Genomic DNA, 19,311 nt, shown 5'->3' with positions numbered 1-19,311 from the left:
TCCTGTTGCTCAATCTAGATCGTCCCAAAAGTAAAAACTACCATTCTTTACGTTCCTCGTTAAAGTACTTGTTTCCCTACCGAAAGGTTCTCTTTTTCTCCGCCCTTGCGCTTCTGTTTACTGCAGGTGTCACGCTCTCTCTCGGGCAAGGTATCAGGCATTTAATTGACGCAGGGTTCTCTGCTCGCTCAAAAGAAGAACTATTCATTTCCTTAGCCGTGATCGCAGGAATTGGCTTACTTATGGCAATCGGTACTTACGTACGCCACTATACGGTCTCCTGGATAGGCGAAAGAGTCTCTTCTGATCTTAAATTGGATGTTTTTTCCCATATCTTAACTCTTCCACCCAGCTTCTTTGAGTTAAATTCTCCAGGTGAGATTCAGTCACGAATTGTTGCCGACACAACTATTCTACAGACAGTTTTTGGATCTTCTGCATCCATAGCACTGCGTAATGTTTTGATGTTTTGTGGAGGAATCGTCTTTCTATTCTTCACGAACATTAAACTTACTTTAATCATTTTACTTTCTGTTCCCTTCGTGGTATTTCCCATTCTCTTCTTTGGAAAACGAGTGAGACGCCTATCTAGAGATACTCAAGATCGGATCGCAAATGTGGGATCTTATGTCAGTGAGGCATTATTGAATATAAAGGTTCTACAAAGTTTCACACATGAAGAAATTGATCGCATTAAATTCAAAGAAAATGTGGAACAGTCCTTCCAAACTTCGGTCGCGAGAATTCGACAAAGGTCTTTACTCATCTCTTCTGTGATCCTTCTCATTTTACTTGGAATCTGCTTTATGCTTTGGGTTGGGGGTCTAGACGTTTTGGAAGGAAGGATAAGCGCCGGGGAACTCACATCATTTGCTTTTTACTCCATTATGGTTGCAAGTTCCATGGGTGCCTTATCAGAAGTATTGGGTGATCTACAAAGAGCCTCTGGAGCAACCGAACGTTTAATGGAATTGCTGAATGCCCAATCAGATATACTTAGTGTACCGAGCGAGAGCATACAACAATATCCACCACCCAAGGGGGAAATTCATTTCCATTCTGTATCTTTCTCTTATCCCAGCAGACCAGAGCAGAGCATATTAAAAGAAATCAAGCTCCAAATTCCTGCGAAAAAAACGACAGCGATTGTTGGTCCCTCGGGAGCTGGCAAATCTACTTTGTTTGAATTACTACTTAGGTTTTATGACCCAGAATCTGGTCAGATCGAAATTGATGGGATCAACATCCAACGGCTACCTCTTAAGGAATATAGATCAATGGTTAGTTTCGTCCCGCAATCGCCGATTTTGTTTTCTGGCTCCTTGTACGAGAACATTTTGTACGGAAATCCTTTAGCTTCCGAAGAAATGGTAAAAGAAGCGGCAGAGAAAGCATACGTAACAGAATTCTTATCTCAACTTCCAAATTCTTGGGATACAGATTTAGGGCATTTAGGCTCAAGACTATCCGGAGGGCAAAAACAAAGAATTGCCATCGCAAGGGCAATCGTCAAAAACCCTCTAGTTCTGCTTTTGGATGAAGCAACTTCAGCTCTCGATTCCCAATCAGAGCAAATGATCCAGAAAGCATTAGATGGTTTTTCGAAAGAGAGAACGACAATCATGATTGCCCACCGATTGTCTACAATCCTAAAAGCAGATCAGATCGTTGTCTTAAATCAGGGAAGGGTTGAGAATGTTGGTACTCACGAAGAATTGATCTCTAGTAGTAAACTTTATGCACGTTTGGCAGAACTACAGTTTAATACCGAGGAGTTCCAGAACTCGTTCCATGTCTGATAGGTTTGCATAGGAGAAGGTTATCTTTCCTTTTCCATTAGATTCATTGTGAGCGATCTCGACTTTGGAACTGTATTTATTTCTGAGTTTTGTTTCTATTTTAGCAATACTTGCATCTTTACTCAGATCAGATTGTTTTGATTTTATCTTTTTATCAGGATGAAGAATTAGCGAGACATGGTTTTCAACATCCCTTGCCGTCCAACCTTCCTGGACAATCTTTGTCGCAACATCCAATTGCTTTTTGGCCTCTGGTAAAGAGAGCAAAGGTCTTGCTTGCCCTTCTGAAAGTTTTCCTTCTCTCAACCAATCAAGAACTGGTTTAGGCAAACTTAAAAGCCGAACCAAATTAGAAACTGTAGAACGATTTTTTCCAATTTTACTCGCGAGTTCTGTGACCTTTAATCCCTGTTTGTCGATTATTAATTGATACGCGAGAGCTTCTTCAACGGGATTTAGATCCTCACGCTGTAAATTTTCGATGAGAGCCATTTCCATCATTTCGTTTTCAGATACATCTTTTACGATGGCTGGAATTTTCAGAAAGCCTGCTAATTTGCAAGCCCTCATCCTTCGCTCCCCCGATATCAAAGTATAGCCAGTGGATGATTTATTTTTTTGAACTACAATCGGTTGGATAACACCATGGACCTGAATAGTTTGTGAAAGTTCCTGTAAACTCTCATTCGAAAATGTCTTTCTAGGTTGGAATGGATTTATAGAAATTTCGGATATTTTGATTTCTCTGAGTCCAGATAAATCTTCTTTGCTCAGTTCTTCATTTTTATCATTCACAGGTATGAGATTGCTTAGACCTCTACCCAGTACTTTTCCTTTGCCCAAAGCCATAAATATCTAAGCCTTCCCTATCAGTTCTTCTGCCAAACTTTTATAACTCTTTGCTCCAACTCCATCAGGATCATATAAATTGATAGGCTTACCAAATGAGGGAGCCTCAGAAAGTTTTATGTTTCTAGGAATGACAGTTTCGTACACTTTCTCTTTAAAAAAGTTTCTCACATCATCAGCTACTTGGTTAGCTAGGTTTGTCCTTTTATCATACATTGTTAACAAAACTCCTTCTAACTCGAGACTTTGGTTCCATTGGTTTTGGACTAATGAGATGATGCGCATCAATTGAGATAGACCTTCCAAGGCAAAGTATTCTGTCTGCAACGTGATCATCACTGATTGTGAGGCACACAAGGCATTGATGGTCAAGACACCTAGAGAGGGAGGGCAATCGATGAAAATAAAATCATATTGGTCTTTGATGGAAGTAAGTGCCTCTTTTAATTTAAATTCCTTTCTTTCTAGTCCGAGAAAATCCACTTCCAATCCAGAGAGGTTTATATTGGAAGCGATAATATCCAAACCTGATATGGAAGTTTTTTGAATCGCTTCTCTTGCAGAAAGTTCACCGATCAATAATTCATAGGTAGTCTTTTGGAGAGATTGGACTTCTAGGCCGAGTCCTGAACCTGAGTTGCCCTGAGGATCAATGTCTACAAGGAGTACGGTTTTCTGTAAGTTGACTAGATTCGATGCCAGGTTGATGGCTGTTGTCGTCTTCCCAACTCCACCTTTCTGATTGCTGATTGATATAATCTTTCCCATTTTAGCCTTTCGTATCTTTTACGATTTCTTTCCAAGGTCTGGGATAGCCAGGCTTTGGTTTTGAATTCTTTTGCAGTATCTTGATATGTCTCTTTCCTAAAAAGCTTAATTCCTCAATAGCGATTTCTTTTTTCAAGACAAAGCCTTGGTTCTGCAAGACCTCTTTCTCTAAGTCGACTGCGACAGAACTCTGCCCAAGATAGGGACATAATAAACCTTGGGTCTTGGTCAATCTACAGCATAGCTCTGCTGAATACGGATAAGGGATCACCGCTCTCAATGTGACTAAATCAAATGTAGATTCTACTTCCTCCGCTCGAGCATATAAAAAATGAATTTTTGGTTCACCGTAGAGTGATAGATTCGCAAGGTATTCTCCCTCTAATAAGGAGAGTTTTCTCCGTTGGGAATCAATGAGAGTCAGTTGTGGAGGTTCTTGTAAGCATTGGAATAAGAATCCAGGAAGGCCAGGTCCTGTACCCACATCTGCAACTTTTGTTTCACGTGAAACATAGCCTTCTCGTTTTAAGTACCAAACAAACAATAAACAATCAATGATATGCCGATCAAAAATAAGCTCCGAGTCTCGTTTAGAAAAAAATCCTCCGCGTTCATTTTCTCTTTGTAAGAAAGTTTCAAACAGAGAAACGAGATCCCAACGAAAGTCAGTCAGAATCTCTCCAGCTATCGTAGGTAAAAGTTGAATAATTTTATCTTGGTATTTTTCAGCAGACATAATCTCGTTTAGGATTCCTATAATTAGCCGAAGAATTCTATAGGAGAGTCCCACGCATGAGAATCATCTTTCTTTTTATCTTTTTGTTAGCAAGCTCCTTGTTTGCTTATACACCAGGAAAGTGGTCGTATAAAGACCAATTGATTTTTTCGAAACAAACAAAGTCTCCTCAGAAAGAAATCATCAGAAACGCAGAAGGAACAGTAGTCTTTGTCACGGACTTTATCTACGATGATGAGGGACGTTTGGTTGAAGAACGATACTCCAAAGGAGAGGGGATTAAGGAAGGAAGGACTGTCTATCGCTACCGGAACGGTCTAGTCATAGGCGAAGAGGTCTACTCTTCTGATGATACTTTGGTGGAAAGAAAAGAGTTTCTCTACAAAGGGAAATTCATTCAAAAAATCATAACGAAAGATGAGTCAGGAAAAGTTCTGATCCATTACACTCTGACCGTTGACAAGGAAGGATCGGTGATCGCTGGAGAAGGAGTTAATGCGGATACGAATGATTTAGAATCGTTTCGGTTTTCTCTCGACCCAAAACGACCCAATGTCCAGATCCAAACTATGTTTTCTGATAAAAAGAAAGCTCTTGGTGAAGTAGTCTTTAAATACGATACGAAAGGCCAGCTAGTAGAGAGGGAGTTTTCGCAAGGTGAGACTAAACGAGTTCACAAATTAAAATACAAACAAGATGGGCTTTTGGAAAGTTACACGTTTCACGTGAAACAATCAGACCAGTGGGTGCTTGAAAAAACACACACTCTGATCTATGAGGATAAATTTAAAAATAAAGTCTCCAAGGCAGAGAATTGAGCTAACGTCTTTCTACCAAATGATACAGCAATAGATCAACATCTGATGGATCTACGCCTGAAATATGGCCAGCCATCTCTAGATTCATTGGTCTATGCTTTTCCAACTTAATGATCGCTTCTGTCTTAAGTCCTTTTACAGATTTATAATCAAAGTCTTCTGGGATATTTAGAGAATAAAACTTCTTTCGATACTCTATCGACTCCAACTCTCGCTTCAAATACCCTTCATACTTTAGCTCCATCTCTAATACAGATTGAGCTTGGTAATCCAATTGGTTCAATTCAGGAAGGAAAATTTCGCAGTCTTGGATCCGCACTTCCGGTCTCTTAAGAAAGGCAGCTACACTATGCCCAAATTTAAAGTTTTGGATCTTTCTTTTTTCCAATACTTGCTCTAAACCTTCCACGGGTTTCATAGAAAGCGAATTCAATTTTTGTTTGAGATTGTCTATCAAGGCATAACGAGACTTCATTTTTTCAAAAGCATCCTTTTCGATTAAACCCATCTCATATCCATACTTCATCAATCGTTGGTCTGCATTGTCTTGTCGCAAGAGAAGTCTATACTCTGCTCTGCTTGTGAACATCCTGTATGGATCCTCTACTCCTTTGTATACGAGATCATCCACCAAAACACCTATGTATGATTCGCTTCTAGGAAACACAATCGGCGATTCCTTTCTTACAGAACGAATCACATTATAAGCTGCGACTAAACCCTGTGCTGCCGCCTCCTCGTAACCAGTAGTTCCATTGATTTGGCCCGCATGGAACAATCCTTTTACTTTTTTGGTTTCGAGTGTTGGTTTCAATTCCGTTGGGTCTACATAGTCATATTCAATTGCATACCCTGGTCTCATTAACTCAACGGATTCTAGTCCTTTGATCGTACGTAAAAACTTCCATTGGACTTCTTCCGGTAAACTAGTAGAGACTCCATTTAGATACATCTCATTGGTCTCATAACCTTCTGGTTCTATGAATATCTGATGCCTATCACGTTCGGCAAATCGTACGACTTTATCTTCTATACTTGGGCAATACCGCGGCCCAGTACTTTTGATTTGGCCAGAATACATTGGGGAGAGCGAAAGATTTCCCTGGATAAGCTCATGTGTTTTTTCATTGGTATAGGTTATGTAACAGGGGATTTGCCTTCGCGTGATTGTTTCTGTGGAGAAAGAGAACGGAGATGGATTTTCATCACCATGCTGTTCTTCTAAACCAGCTAAGTCGATAGAATTCTTATGAACTCTTGCGGGTGTTCCTGTCTTCAGACGGCCCATTCTAAATTTTTCATGAGCTAAAGAATGAGAAAGGCCTTTGGTCGTTGGCTCTCCTATCCTTCCTGATTCCTTCTGGTAAGTACCGATGTGAATCACACTTGAAAGAAAGGTTCCGGTTGTGAGAATCACATGATTGGTTTCAAAACTAAAACCTCTTCCTGTCTTTAGCCCGACGACTTGTTGTCCTTCAATGATTAAGTCTTCTACGGTATCTTGTCTGATGGAGAGATAAGATAACTTTTCTAATTCATGCTTCACCATTAGCTGGTATTGTTTCTTTTCTGCTTGAGCGCGCGGTGCCCAAACGGATGGTCCTTTTGAGGTATTCAGCATCTTAAATTGAATGCCTGTGGCATCGATCACTTTAGCCATTAATCCACCCAGGGCATCCACTTCTCTTACCATATGGCCTTTTGCAATTCCCCCTATAGCTGGGTTACAACTCATCTGCCCGATGGTGTCGAGATTCATAGTGATGAGAAGAGTTCGGATGCCAGCTTTTGCCGTAATATATGCTGCCTCGGAACCTGCATGGCCCGCGCCAACAACGACGCAATCAAATCGATGAGGATAAAAATGATTTTCCATATTATGTCATGTAACGAATCAGTTCGTGGTTTGGGAATCTATCTAAACGATAAGTGGAAAAGGCTCTAAAGCTTCGAGAGAAAAAAAGATAAAATTCATTTTCTAAATACCAAACTTTAAAAATTTAGTAAGCTTAGGAAAGCCAATGAGCACATCACACAAAGAACTTTGTTACTTCGAAGGAAAGATCATTCCCACCACTGAGGCCAAGATTAGTATCCAAACACATGCCTTCCAATATGGCACCTCTGTCTTCGGTGGGATAAGAGGATATTACAATCCCAAAAAGAAAAATCTCTACGTGTTCCGACTTTTTGATCACTTCAATCGTCTTGTAAATTCCGCAAAGATGATGCAATTGAACTTTAAAAAATCTCCTGAAGAATTGGTAGAAATTACTTTGGATTTGATCCGAAAGAGCCACTACCACCAAAACATTTACATTCGGCCGATCATCTATACCTCAGCTCTTCAACTCTCACCGAGGTTTCATGATGTAGATGTGGAGTTAGCGATCTACATTCTTAAACTTGATGATTATCTAGATACAGAAAACGGATTAAGAACCATTGTGAGTTCTTGGCAAAGGTATTCCGATAACCAGATCCCTTCACTAGCTAAAAGTAGCGGTGGTTATGTAAACTCAGCCCTTGCTAAGTCTGAGGCAGTGCAAGCTGGGATGGATGAAGCTATTTTTCTAGATGCGAATGGATACGTTTCTGAGGGCTCTGCAGAAAATATCTTTCTCGTCCGAAATGGACAACTAATAACTCCAAGTTTGAACTCTTCTATCTTAGAAGGCATCACACGAAGGACCATCATCAAACTTGCAAACGATTTAAAGATTCCATTGGTAGAAAGAAATGTTTTACGCTCTGAACTCTATATCGCTGATGAGATTTTTTTCACGGGAACTGGTGTGCAAGTCGCTTGGGTCAAAGAGGTAGACAGAAGGATCGTCGGAGATGGAAACAAAGGAGCCATCACTAAGAAAATCCAATCCTTATTTTTCACCATTGTGCGCGGTGAAGATGATCTTTACAAAGATTGGTTAAGTTCGGTATACTGATTTACTCTTGTGAGTGTTGCCCCATTTTCCATAGAAGAAACGAGAGGACAAGAAGTAGCCTTATCTTATTTGAGCTACTTTGCGAAATTCCCAGATAAACTTCCAGGTGTTCTTATCTTTCATGGGCCCGATGGAGTTGGTAAGTGGCACGCCGCTGAACGGTTCGCACGCCATCTGCTTTGCCTCCGGGGAACATCATGTGGAGATTGTGAATCCTGCCGCCTGTTTATGCGTGGCTTGCACCCTGATTACATCCAATTTCCAAGAAACAAAAACATAGCCATAGGTAAGGAAAAAGATCCAGACGAATTTACAGTACGTTGGCTTTTGTATCATAAGATACCTTTTAAACCTCACACGTCGCACAAAAGGATTGTTTTGTTCCCTGAATCACAACGTATCAACCATGAGGCGGAAACAACTCTCCTTAAGACATTGGAAGAGCCACCATCTCATACATTGTTTATCCTTCTCGTAAACGATTTAAATTTGTTAAAAAAAACGATAGTCTCTCGCTCCCTAGCGATTCCATTCCATTACCTAAATCAATCAGCTATTCGAGAAATTAGAAGCCATGTGAGTTTTGAAGGTAGAAAATTCTTTGGCGGATCATTGAATCCTTTTGAATTTGACCAAGACATTATCGATGAGTGGTTGGGAACGATACGAGAACACGCCTTCGATAGTTTACTTCTATTGAAGCTTGAGAATTGGGTCAGAGAAAGAATGGCCGATAAAAAATCATTCAAAGAAGTTTTGAGTACAATTGACTTTTTAGATTTATTCTCTCTGCTCCTTCTCTATGTATATAGAGAAAAAGATTTTGATTTGTATGCAAAACATATACAAGCAATCTTAGAATTTAAATCAAAACTTCACTCGCAGATTCCTGCCATCGAATACTTTTTGATTTCAAAACTATTTTCACAGCTAGCCTCTTACACGCATTAGTCGACAACAAAAGAGACATAATATTTTTATCAAGTTTCTTTAATTTTCCCTTTCGAGAACAAATCTGGGATTTTGATTTGAATTCTACCTACTGAATAGAAGTATAGTACCCGGCAAGGACGAGGTAACGGGGAATTGGATCAATCTTGGAAATCGATTTTAGAGGAAGTTTCTAAAAATATTCAGCCTAATTATTTCAAAACATTCATATCTCCTTTGAAATTGGTTACCATAAATGGTAGAGAATTGATTGTCTCGGCTCCCTCTCAAACCATAAAATCTCATATTGAAGCTAAATACTCAAATTTTTTAGAATCAGCAGCCTATCAAGTGATAGGTGACAATCTTAAACTCACCGTCATCACTGATAAACAAGAATCTTCTGATTCTATTAAATCCATTTTAGAGTCAAAATTTGATGATACATCCGCTGAGTTAAACTCCGATTACACCTTTGAAACATTCTTTGTTTCCGATAGTAATCGACTGGCATATACGGCGGCTCAAAGTCTCATAGAACATCCTTCTAAATTTAATCCTGTCTATTTCTTTGGACCCGTCGGAGTAGGGAAGACCCATCTTTTGCATGCCATAGGTAATGAAATCAAAAAAAGAGAACCTTGGAAAACTATCCGCTATGTAAGTAGTATTTCATTTTTAAATGAGTTTATCTTTAGCGTAAGGCAAAGCAATCGTGATGGACTCGAATCATTTAAAATAAAATACCAATCGTACAATGTCTTACTTTTTGATGACATCCAATTCTTAAATGGCGGAGCTGAAAAAACCCAAGAGGAGTTCTTTGCTCTCTTTAATTTTTTATATGAAAGAAAAAGGCAAATCGTAATCGCTTCAGATAGGCCTAGCGAAGAACTTCCTCTACATGACAGGCTAAAATCTCGATTTGTCCATGGGATTCGTGCGGATCTAAAAGAACATGACCGTACTCTGCGTTCGGAAATGTTTAAACACTATTCCATGGTTTATGACATACCAATGTCTAACGAACTTTTATCCTGGTTAGCCGACCATTCCAGTGGTGACTCTCGCGCATTATTAGGAATTATGAACGATCTTGTTTTGTATAAGAAAGCTTATAATCTGTTTTTACTATCCGAAGAAACAATCAAAGAAATCGCGAATACTCGCCTTCAGCTTAATCGTAAACGAATTGGTTATGACCCAGACCAAGTCATTGAGCTGGTCTGTCAAAAAATGTCCATTGGGCGCTCTGATCTATTGGGCAAAAGTCGAAAGGCTGATTTTATCATTCCTAGACACCTTTGCATGCTCTTACTCTTTGAGGTCTTTTCCCTAAAAAAGGCCCACATTGGAAGAATCTTCAATGCGCAACATACAACCGTCATCCATGGGATTCAAAATATTTCAGAGAAACTAAAAACGGATGCTTCCCTGAATGAGGTTTACCAGGCATTGCGTTTGCAGATCGGTTTCCAATAAACTGTTCAAAACTACGTAAATAAACTGTTTATAAACTTTAAATAGGACATAAAACAGAAACTAATGTCGGAAAGTTTGAGAAAACTGCATAAAAGAGACATAAATATAAACAGGCAAAAAAGGTAAAAAATAAGACATAATCCAATAAAAATTGAAATCTTTAGGCTTTGTGAACATACTGACAGAAACAACAGAAACGACATAATATATATAATCTATATAAATATACATTAGGAGAGTCCCAGATGAAATTTACTGTCAATACCCATGAGTTTTTAAAAGCAATAACTGCAGTAGATGGAGTCATCACCGTTAGAGAAATCAAGTCCGCTCTATCTAACTTAAAAATTCAAGCGACTGACAATGCAGTCTATCTTTCGGCTACTGACTTAGAAATCGCTATTAAAACTTCTGTTAGTGCAGTGGTAGGTCAAAAAGGATCCGCTAGTCTTCCAGCAAAACAGTTATCCAATATTTTTAAGAATCTAAACTTTGATTCTACAAGTTTAGCAACGAACGACAACCAAGAGTCTTCCGAGACACTCATCACGGATGCTACTGGAAAAATGGATACTAAGTTTAAAGTCAACGGTATTGATTCAGATGATATAAAAACAATCCCTTCTGTTTCTGAATCCAGTGTCGTAGAATTTCCTTGCCAAACCATTCGTGAGATGTTCCGAAAAACGTCTTATGCCATGGCAATTGAAGAGACTCGTTTTGTATTCAACGGACTATTTTTAAAGCCGAATGATACGGACTTGATCGTTGTAGGAACTGACGGTAGGAGATTATCAAAAGTCGTAAGAAAATTTCCAAAACAGTTTCCTTTCAAAAATGGAGTCATTATTCCACATAAAGCCGTACGTGAAATGCTAAAAATGATGGAAGGAAAGGATACAGCAAAGATAGGGTTTATAGATGAGCAGATTTATGTATCAAGTGGAAATGTAGAATTGTTGTTCAAACTGATTGATGGAAACTTTCCTGATTATGAACAAGTCATTCCAAAACAAACATCGCAAAGTGTTAGATTTCAAAAAGCAGATTTTTTAACTTTTTTAAAACAAGCTCTTATATCGGCAGAAGAACCTTCAAAACAGATCCGATTGAGTTTTTCATCAGGAAATGTAAATATTAGCTCATCTAACCCCGGAACAATGATGTTTGATCATAATATGCCAACAGAGTATTCAGGAGATTCTATCACGATAGCATTTAAGGGAGACTATTTGAGTGATGTTGTAAAAGCTATTGATGATCCTGAAGTTATACTTGAATTTACTTCTTCTAGTGCGCCTGTTTTATTTAAGGATCCGTCTGATAGTGATTTTGTATCTGTCATTATGCCTATGAAGTTATAATGTTTCTTAGGCGTTTAACGCTCCAAAATTTCCGTAACCACACGGAAACTGATTTAACATTTAAATCAAAGTTAATCTTCTTTATAGGCAATAATGGAGAAGGAAAGACAAATATTCTAGAATCGATTTCTATACTCTCTTTGCTTAAGAGCTTTCGTGAGTCTGATGAAGACCAAGTATTGAAATGGGATAGCGATTTCACATTTCTTCGCGCAGAGTTCGAATCAAGAGGGGAAGATTTTTTATTCGAATATGGAATTCAAAAGCAAGGAATCAAAAGAAAACGAATAAAGATCAATGGTGAAGTGATCAAAAAAGTAGCTGATTCAATTGGATTTTTTAAATCTGTCATCCTCTGTCCACCTGACTTGGCTATCATCGAAGCAGGTAACCAGGAACGTCGAAAATTTATCGATTCATTTATTTCTTCACATAACCAAACTTACCTACAAAACATTATAGAATACCAAAGACTTTTAAAACAAAGAAACTCTGCTCTCAAAAAAGAAAATCCAAGCGTTCAAGAAATAGAAATATGGAATGAACCATTGGTGGAGCGGGATGCCCAAATAAGAAAGGAAAGGCAGAAGATAATTTCAGAGTTATCCATTTATTTTTCTAAAAATCTATCAACCTTAAGCAATGGAAAGGATAACTTCGATATATTCTATAAACCTAATGTATCCTCTGAACAAGAGCATCGCGAAAAATTAATTAAAAACCTAAAAAAAGACATGGCCATTGGTTACACGAGTTGTGGCTCTCATAGAGATGATATACCCATTGGAACTCAGGAGCGCGACTTATCACACTTTGGATCTCAGGGACAAAAACGAAGTGCTGTCATCGCAATGAAAACCGCAAGTTTCCAATGGACCAAAGAAAATACTGGTGAGGCGCCGGTTCTTTTGATAGATGACATCATCCGTGAACTGGATGTAAAAAGAAGAGAATATTTTGTAGAACTTATATCCGGTTGTGACCAAGCATTTTTTACCACAACAGACTTAGAGGGGATTAAGGATTACATAGGATCTCTTGATTTTGAAAGAGAAATCTATGAAATTGAATCTGGTTCTGTAAAGAGAAGGATAGAGCTTTGAAAAAAGTAGATTTAGGAGATTTTTTAAGCTCACTTGATAAATTGGGGATTAACCAACAATCTCTCTTAATAGACCAAGATTTAAACAAAATCAAAGTAGTCTGGAAAGACCTCGTGGGTGCAGTTCTGGGTGACCATTCTGAACCTGTAAAATTAACAGAGATTATATGTGTTATTCAATGTAATCATTCTTTAGTAAGCCAGGAATTGAAATTTTCAGAGCTAGAAATCTTAAAAAAAATCAACAAAATTATACACCCAAGAAGGGTTCAAAAATTGCAGTTCAAAGTTGGAAAGGTCTAGTTTATAGAGGTCCGCCTAGGCGAAGTCCACCCTGTTTTCACTTGCCGTAGTGAGCCTTTTTGGGGATACTTCCTTATAGGACATCTAAAAAACCATGACCAACGAGACTTCCTCCTCCACGTATTCAGCTTCCAAAATTAAGATTCTAGAGGGTTTAGAAGCCGTCCGAAAGCGTCCCGGGATGTACATAGGGACTCAGGACGAGACCGGTTTACACAAAATGGTCTATGAAGTCGTCGACAACTCAGTGGATGAGGCGATGGCCGGTCACTGTACAGAGATCGATGTAAAGATCCTTCCTGGAAATATCATTGAGGTTAAAGACAATGGTCGTGGAATCCCAACAGGCATCCATCCAGACAAAGGTAAGTCTACCATAGAGGTTGTTCTCACCATTCTCCACGCAGGTGGAAAGTTTGAAAATGATGCCTATAAGGTTTCAGGAGGATTGCATGGCGTTGGAGTATCCGTCGTTAATGCTCTCTCAACCTGGCTTGAAGTAGAAGTACACCAATCTGGCAAAGTCCATTACCAAAAATACCAAGCTGGAATTCCAATTGAAGATGTAAAGGTCATAGGCGATTCCGATCGGAATGGAACAACCGTACGATTCTTACCAGATAACTCCATATTTACCACCACGGAATTTGTTTTTGAAACTTTGAGTTCGAGGTTTCGTGAAATCGCATTCTTAAACAAGGGTCTCTTCATTCGCATTGAAGACCATAGAAAATCAGACATTGCTAAACATGAATTTAAATTTGATGGAGGAATCGTTTCCTTCGTTGAATACATCACCGAATCAAAGCATCCTTTGCATAAGGTTTTACACTTCCATGGAGAAAAAGAAAATGTCTGGGCAGAAATTGCGGTTCAATATTGTGATACTTATACAGAAAATATCTTTTGTTTTACAAACGCAATTAACAACAATTTAGGTGGGACTCATTTAGAAGGGTTCAGGGCTGCACTTACAAGAACACTAAACGACCAATTAAAAAAGGATCAAATTCTTTTTAAAAAACAACCTAACGGCTTAACTGGTGATGACGTCAAAGAAGGACTTTGTGCAGTTATATCGATCAAAATTCCTCAACCTCAATTCAATAGCCAAACCAAAGAGAAATTAGTAAATGCTGAAGTCAAAGGCTTGATGCAAACAATTTCAAGTGAAGGATTAAATCTATTCTTTGAAGAAAACCCAACCATCATTAAAAAAATATTAGAAAAGGCAATCTTAGCATCAAAAGCAAGAGAAGCCGCTCGTAAGGCAAGAGATCTTACCAGAAGAAAGACAGTACTAGAAGGTGGAGGTTTGCCAGGTAAACTTGCTGATTGCTCTGAAAGAGATCCTGAAAAATGTGAACTCTTTTTGGTCGAGGGTGATTCTGCTGGTGGATCAGCAAAACAAGGAAGAGATAGAAATATCCAAGCGATTCTGCCTTTGAAAGGAAAAATTTTAAACGTCGAAAAATCCAGACTGGATAAAGTGCTATCGAATGAAGAGATTCGTACCTTAATCTCCGCTATGGGTACAGGTATAGGTGATGATGAATTTAATATAGAAAAACTTCGCTACAGAAAGATCATTATCATGACCGACGCGGATGTAGACGGTTCGCACATTCGTACTCTTCTCTTAACATTCTTCTTTAGGCATATGAAAGCAATCATTGAAAACGGAAATTTATACGTTGCTCAACCACCTTTGTACCAATTGAAGTTCGGAAGAGAGGCACTTTATGTTTATAGTGATAGAGAGAAAGAAGAAATTCTAAAAGGCCGACCCAATGATAAAGTAGTGATACAACGATACAAAGGATTGGGAGAGATGAATCCAGAGCAACTTTGGGAAACTACAATGGATCCCAAAGCAAGGGTTATGCTCCAGGTAAAACTAAAAGACTTCGTGGAAGCAGAAGATACATTTAATATCCTTATGGGTGATGAAGTTTCACCCAGACGCCGTTTTATCGAAGAAAACTCTTACAAAGTAGCAAACCTAGATCTATAAAATTAAAATATGACTGAAATCAATAATCCAGAAAATGAATCTTCTAAAACTTTATCTCTAAATGTATCTGGTAGACCGGACATTGCAGGAGCCTTAAAATCCGGCGTGAGGGTCATACCTGTAGAGATTGAAGACCAAATGAAAGAGGCCTACCTCGATTATGCGATGAGCGTAATAGTTGGTAGGGCGCTTCCAGATGTTCGAGATGGTCTCAAGCCTGTTCATAGGCGTATTTTACATGCAATGAATGAACGGGCATGGAGAAGTGACCGTCCATATGTCAAATCGGCAAAGATTGTTGGAGAGGTGATAGGTAACTATCACCCACATGGTGATACGGCTGTCTATGATACGATGGTGCGTATGGTCCAAACATTTTCAATGAGGGAACCTCTCATTGATGGTCAGGGAAATTTTGGATCAGTAGATGGTGATTTTGCTGCTGCTTATCGATACACGGAAGCGAGGCTCACTAAATTAGCAGAAGAGCTTTTGAAAGACATTGAAAAAGATACTGTCTCCTTCTCGCCAAACTTTGATGATACGAGACAACAACCTGACGTTCTCCCTGCTAATTTTCCAAACATCTTAGTCAACGGATCATCAGGCATTGCTGTAGGTATGGCGACAAATATCCCGCCACATAATTTATCGGAAACGATAGAAGCTGTAGTGGCGTTGATACGCAATCCCGACATTACTCTTCGAGAGTTGATGAAAATCATTCCAGGGCCCGACTTTCCGACAGGTGGAACAATCATTGGTGGAGAAGGTCTTTACCAAGCATATTCCACAGGTAGGGGTTCCATTAGGATTCGCTCAAAGGTAGAGATCATTGAAAACCAAAAGGGACGAGAGATCATCGTTATCCATGAGATCCCTTATCAAGTAAATAAGAGAAATCTACTAGAGAAAATCGGAGATCTAGTTAATGAAAAAATTATCGAGGGGATAACAGAAATTTTAGATCTCTCAGATCGAAAAGGAATCCGAGTAGAAATTCATGTAAAAAAAGATTTTAATGCGCAGGTAATTTTAAATCAACTTTTTAAACTAACCCAATTGCAGGTGAGCTACGGTATCACAATGCTTGCAATTCTTGATAACAAACCTCAAATCTTTTCCTTAAAACAAATTTTGGAAGCCTATGCAAAACATAGGAACGAAGTTGTTGTCAAAAGAACAGAGTTTGATCTAGAGAAAGCCAAAAAGAGAGCTCATATCTTAGAAGGGCTCAAAATAGCATTAGATAACATCGATGAAGTCATACGCATCATTCGCTCTTCTAAAGATCCTAAAGAAGCTCAAGCAAAATTAATCAGCACATTCTCTCTGACGGAAGTACAAGCAGATGCAATTTTGGAGATGAGACTCCAGAGATTAACTTCATTAGAAGTTCAAAAAATCATAGAAGAATTGGAACAATTAAGATTACACATCCAAGATTTAGAAGATATCTTAGCGAAACCAGAAAGAGTCAAAAACATCATATGCGATGAGTTAAAGGGTGTATCAGAATCATTTGGTGGGAAGAGAACAACGGAAATTAGTTTAGAGTCAGTAGAATCTTCTTCATTCAACGCAGAAGATTTAATCGCAGATGAAGAAGTTGTTGTTCAAATTTCTGAAGATATGTTCATTAAACGTCTTCCTATGGATACCTTTAAACGCCAAAAACGAGGTGGTAAAGGTGTACAAGGTATTTCAACCAAACGGGAAGATTTTATTAAAAAACTTTGTGTCGCATTTACGCATGATAACTTAATGTTATTTTCCAACAAAGGAAGGGCATTCTTGATGAAAGTTTACGAACTTCCTATTGGAACAAAGGAAGCAAGAGGGAAATCTCTCAAAGCCATCATCAATCTAACAGAAGATGAAACGATAACATCTCTTTTTAACTTCCGAAATTTTGATAACTCGTATCTATTGATGGTCACAAAAGAAGGATTCGTCAAAAAGATCCAGTTAGATGAATTTTCCAACACGAAAAAATCAGGTATTATTGCGATAGGATTGCGTGAAGGAGATGAATTGATCGAGGTTCTATCGAATCCCGAAAATTTTGATGTCTTCATAGCCAGTCAGCAGGGACTCGCGATTCGTATGAATCTCAATGAATTGAGATCGCAAGGTAGAACCGCTTCAGGGGTGACTGCGATGCGACTTGAGGACGATGATCAAATTGTAGGTTTAACAAAAGTTGAACCCAATACATCTCTATTTTGTATCTCAGAAAATGGTATCGGAAAGAGAACAGATTTTGAAGAATTCTCTACAAAAGGACGAGCCGGAAAGGGAATGACCTACTTAAAAGTAGGAGAAAAAAACGGAAAGTCAGTCGGTATTTGCACAATTCGAGAAGAAGACGAACTTCTTGTCATTACTCAATCAGGAATGGCGATACGAGTCAGCGCAAAGGAAATTTCCTTACTTGGTCGCTCGGCAATGGGTGTAAAAGTCGTAGATATCAAAGATGATGACTTTGTGAAAGATTTTGCCATTGTGAAGGATACCGAATAACATGATTCAAATAGGTAACGTTTGCATCTACGGAAACGTTGCCTTGTCCCCTATGGCGGGCATATCAGATAGCCCCTATAGGCAGATCACTCGAAAATTAGGGTCTGCCTTTTCTTATTCTGAATTTGTTTCTACCGAACAGATCGTACAAGGAAACCAAAGATCCATCGACATGTTCCGTTTCAAAGAGATGGAACGTCCGATTTTCTTTCAAATTTTTGGTTCCGAAGCTGATACAGTCATTGAGGCTGCAAAAATCATAGAAACGCTGCAACCAGATGTGATAGATCTCAACATGGGTTGCTCTGTATCCAAAGTAGCTCACCACGGTTCAGGTGCTGGCTTGCTTAAAAATTTGAAGGTAGCTTCCCACATGATAGAAGGAATGCGGAAATCATTGTCTGTACCTGTCACGGCGAAAATCAGAATCGGTTGGGATGAAAATAATTTAAATTACAAAGAAACAGTTCATGTTTTACAAGAATCTGGTGTGCAGGCTATTTCTGTCCACGGTCGAACAAAGGCCATGGCCTATACTGGTAGAGCAAATTGGGATGTTATCGGTGAGATAAAATCATTGGCAAAGGTACCCATCTTTGGAAACGGAGATGTATCCACTTACCAAGAAGCATTATCGCTTCAGGATAGATATAAAGTTGATCTTGTATTGATTGGAAGAAAAGCCATCGGGAATCCTTGGGTATTTCATAATTTTTCAAAATCAAACCAGGACCGAAGGGAGATATTCCGAACTATGAAAGAACATCTCGAATCTATGTTAGATTTTTACAGATCTGAGGATGAGTATGCATTGATCTTATTTCGAAAGCACTTTGTTAAGTACTTGGATTCATTGTCATTTCCCACCGATCTCAAGACAAAAATGTTACAGATGACTTCTGTTAATGAGTTTTTGGAAAATTTATACTTTGGCTTGTTGCACCCAGACGAGAGACAAGGAGAATTAAAAACGGAAAGCCTATCTCTAAACTGCGAATCGTATGTATAAAAAAAAACCTCCGCTCAACGGAGGTTTTTTATCTTTAGAGTAAGGTTAACTTACTGAGATACGGATTGTGCTTTTGACTCGAGAGCTTTTTGGCCACCCGCATACTTCATATAACCAACGCATTGGCACTCTTCCCAAGTCTCAGGCTCACCTTCGTTTGCACAAATACCAGTTTCATTGTTAAGAGAACAGCAGTCATAGACTCCGATGCCTTTAATCAATCCTTTTGATTCAGAAACGATTACGGAACCTGTAGATTGACCGTCGGAAACACCAGAAGCTTGTTCTAAGTATTCACCTAAGATTTTCTTCAATCCATCACCAGCTACTTGCAATCTAGCAGCTTCGCGGCATGTAGATTGTTTCATGGCTACAGAGTTTTGCTTAATAGCTTTGTCTGATGCCCTAGCGGAAAATTTCATGTATAGATAATCAAATTCTTTTTCCTTTCCTTTACAGTATTCAGCCGGGCTTTCGCCTCTTTTGGCTGCTGCAGCGTCAGGGGCACATGCCCAACCTTCAAAAATCCAACCGTTTTTTCCAACAGTCGTTGCATCTCTTCGCGCATCCTTGGATCCACAGGAAACGACAAACGCGATCATGGAGATGCTAATGATAAGTGATTTCTTCATAAAGAATCTACTCCTTTCCGTAAGATTTGTATTCGAA

16 protein-coding genes are annotated in these 19,311 nt (G+C 38.9%); 11 read left to right on the top strand and 5 right to left on the bottom strand.

Going from position 1 to position 19,311, the window contains the following annotated elements:
• Nucleotides 1-5 precede the first annotated feature (5 nt).
• Complete coding sequence (locus DI060_RS14615) at nucleotides 6-1,799, top strand: ABC transporter transmembrane domain-containing protein (RefSeq protein ID WP_108977690.1); 1,794 nt, start codon at nucleotides 6-8, stop codon at nucleotides 1,797-1,799.
• Here DI060_RS14615 and DI060_RS14610 read toward each other — a convergent pair.
• Genes DI060_RS14610 through DI060_RS14600 form a run of 3 tightly spaced genes read right to left on the bottom strand, consistent with a single transcriptional unit; the run spans nucleotide 1,755 to nucleotide 4,152 of the window.
• Nucleotides 1,755-2,648: a ParB/RepB/Spo0J family partition protein gene (locus DI060_RS14610; protein WP_108977689.1), complete on the bottom strand. Its 894-nt coding sequence runs from the start codon at nucleotides 2,646-2,648 to the stop codon at nucleotides 1,755-1,757. The two genes, DI060_RS14615 and DI060_RS14610, sit on opposite strands and share 45 nt — an antisense overlap.
• A gap of 6 nt (nucleotides 2,649-2,654) precedes the next feature.
• Nucleotides 2,655-3,416: a ParA family protein gene (locus DI060_RS14605; protein WP_108977688.1), complete on the bottom strand. Its 762-nt coding sequence runs from the start codon at nucleotides 3,414-3,416 to the stop codon at nucleotides 2,655-2,657.
• 1 nt (nucleotide 3,417) lies between these two features.
• On the bottom strand, nucleotides 3,418-4,152 hold the full coding sequence (locus DI060_RS14600; RefSeq protein ID WP_108977687.1) for an RsmG family class I SAM-dependent methyltransferase: 735 nt from the start codon (nucleotides 4,150-4,152) through the stop codon (nucleotides 3,418-3,420).
• Nucleotides 4,153-4,208: 56 nt separating this feature from the next.
• Here DI060_RS14600 and DI060_RS14595 point away from each other — a divergent pair, with 56 nt between their 5' ends.
• On the top strand, nucleotides 4,209-4,970 hold the full coding sequence (locus DI060_RS14595; RefSeq protein ID WP_108977686.1) for a hypothetical protein: 762 nt from the start codon (nucleotides 4,209-4,211) through the stop codon (nucleotides 4,968-4,970).
• Between the two features lies 1 nt (nucleotide 4,971).
• Here DI060_RS14595 and mnmG read toward each other — a convergent pair whose 3' ends face one another.
• Nucleotides 4,972-6,846: a tRNA uridine-5-carboxymethylaminomethyl(34) synthesis enzyme MnmG gene (gene mnmG / locus DI060_RS14590; RefSeq protein WP_108977685.1), complete on the bottom strand. Its 1,875-nt coding sequence runs from the start codon at nucleotides 6,844-6,846 to the stop codon at nucleotides 4,972-4,974.
• 145 nt (nucleotides 6,847-6,991) lie between these two features.
• Here mnmG and DI060_RS14585 point away from each other — a divergent pair, with 145 nt between their 5' ends.
• From DI060_RS14585 to DI060_RS14545, 9 genes are all read left to right on the top strand, one after another.
• On the top strand, nucleotides 6,992-7,915 hold the full coding sequence (locus DI060_RS14585) for a branched-chain amino acid transaminase (protein ID WP_108977684.1): 924 nt from the start codon (nucleotides 6,992-6,994) through the stop codon (nucleotides 7,913-7,915).
• Nucleotides 7,916-7,924: 9 nt separating this feature from the next.
• The gene (locus DI060_RS14580; RefSeq protein WP_108977683.1) at nucleotides 7,925-8,866 is read left to right on the top strand and encodes a hypothetical protein; all 942 of its coding nucleotides are present in this window, start codon (nucleotides 7,925-7,927) and stop codon (nucleotides 8,864-8,866) included.
• Nucleotides 8,867-9,001: 135 nt separating this feature from the next.
• The gene (dnaA, locus tag DI060_RS14575) at nucleotides 9,002-10,327 is read left to right on the top strand and encodes a chromosomal replication initiator protein DnaA (protein ID WP_108977682.1); all 1,326 of its coding nucleotides are present in this window, start codon (nucleotides 9,002-9,004) and stop codon (nucleotides 10,325-10,327) included.
• Nucleotides 10,328-10,572: 245 nt separating this feature from the next.
• The gene (gene dnaN, locus DI060_RS14570) at nucleotides 10,573-11,691 is read left to right on the top strand and encodes a DNA polymerase III subunit beta (RefSeq protein ID WP_108977681.1); all 1,119 of its coding nucleotides are present in this window, start codon (nucleotides 10,573-10,575) and stop codon (nucleotides 11,689-11,691) included.
• Nucleotides 11,691-12,794, top strand: a complete 1,104-nt coding sequence (gene recF, locus DI060_RS14565) for a DNA replication/repair protein RecF (RefSeq protein WP_108977680.1) — start codon at nucleotides 11,691-11,693, stop codon at nucleotides 12,792-12,794. The genes dnaN and recF overlap by 1 nt, the downstream gene beginning before the upstream one ends.
• Nucleotides 12,791-13,096, top strand: coding sequence for a DciA family protein (locus DI060_RS14560; RefSeq protein WP_167837019.1), 306 nt, complete (start codon nucleotides 12,791-12,793; stop codon nucleotides 13,094-13,096). The genes recF and DI060_RS14560 overlap by 4 nt, the downstream gene beginning before the upstream one ends.
• A 94-nt stretch (nucleotides 13,097-13,190) precedes the next feature.
• Nucleotides 13,191-15,110, top strand: a complete 1,920-nt coding sequence (gene gyrB / locus DI060_RS14555; RefSeq protein ID WP_108977678.1) for a DNA topoisomerase (ATP-hydrolyzing) subunit B — start codon at nucleotides 13,191-13,193, stop codon at nucleotides 15,108-15,110.
• 9 nt (nucleotides 15,111-15,119) lie between these two features.
• Nucleotides 15,120-17,633 carry a DNA gyrase subunit A gene (gene gyrA, locus DI060_RS14550; protein ID WP_108977677.1) on the top strand — a complete coding sequence of 838 codons (2,514 nt, stop codon included), beginning with the start codon at nucleotides 15,120-15,122 and terminating at the stop codon, nucleotides 17,631-17,633.
• A 1-nt stretch (nucleotide 17,634) separates the two neighbouring features.
• Nucleotides 17,635-18,642, top strand: a complete 1,008-nt coding sequence (locus tag DI060_RS14545) for a tRNA dihydrouridine synthase (RefSeq protein ID WP_108977676.1) — start codon at nucleotides 17,635-17,637, stop codon at nucleotides 18,640-18,642.
• 50 nt (nucleotides 18,643-18,692) lie between these two features.
• Here DI060_RS14545 and DI060_RS14540 read toward each other — a convergent pair whose 3' ends face one another.
• Entirely contained in the window at nucleotides 18,693-19,274 is a 582-nt protein-coding gene (locus tag DI060_RS14540; RefSeq protein ID WP_108977675.1) for a lipoprotein LipL21, read from the bottom strand.
• Nucleotides 19,275-19,311: the final 37 nt, after the last annotated feature.

This window comes from Leptospira ryugenii, from assembly GCF_003114855.1.
Lineage (GTDB): Bacteria > Spirochaetota > Leptospiria > Leptospirales > Leptospiraceae > Leptospira_A > Leptospira_A ryugenii.
This window is presented reverse-complemented; position numbering and strand designations above follow the sequence as displayed.

Bases quoted from the DNA above. Each gene is read 5' to 3' on its own strand.
- DI060_RS14585 (WP_108977684.1), top strand. From the start codon at position 6,992: ATGAGCACATCACACAAAGAACTTTGTTACTTCGAAGGAAAGATCATT.
- DI060_RS14600 (WP_108977687.1), bottom strand. From the start codon at position 4,152: ATGTCTGCTGAAAAATACCAAGATAAAATTATTCAACTTTTACCTACG.
- gyrB (WP_108977678.1), top strand. From the start codon at position 13,191: ATGACCAACGAGACTTCCTCCTCCACGTATTCAGCTTCCAAAATTAAG.
- mnmG (WP_108977685.1), bottom strand. From the start codon at position 6,846: ATGGAAAATCATTTTTATCCTCATCGATTTGATTGCGTCGTTGTTGGC.
- recF (WP_108977680.1), top strand. From the start codon at position 11,691: ATGTTTCTTAGGCGTTTAACGCTCCAAAATTTCCGTAACCACACGGAA.
- DI060_RS14540 (WP_108977675.1), bottom strand. From the start codon at position 19,274: ATGAAGAAATCACTTATCATTAGCATCTCCATGATCGCGTTTGTCGTT.
- dnaN (WP_108977681.1), top strand. From the start codon at position 10,573: ATGAAATTTACTGTCAATACCCATGAGTTTTTAAAAGCAATAACTGCA.
- DI060_RS14610 (WP_108977689.1), bottom strand. From the start codon at position 2,648: ATGGCTTTGGGCAAAGGAAAAGTACTGGGTAGAGGTCTAAGCAATCTC.
- gyrA (WP_108977677.1), top strand. From the start codon at position 15,120: ATGACTGAAATCAATAATCCAGAAAATGAATCTTCTAAAACTTTATCT.
- DI060_RS14545 (WP_108977676.1), top strand. From the start codon at position 17,635: ATGATTCAAATAGGTAACGTTTGCATCTACGGAAACGTTGCCTTGTCC.
- DI060_RS14605 (WP_108977688.1), bottom strand. From the start codon at position 3,416: ATGGGAAAGATTATATCAATCAGCAATCAGAAAGGTGGAGTTGGGAAG.
- DI060_RS14595 (WP_108977686.1), top strand. From the start codon at position 4,209: ATGAGAATCATCTTTCTTTTTATCTTTTTGTTAGCAAGCTCCTTGTTT.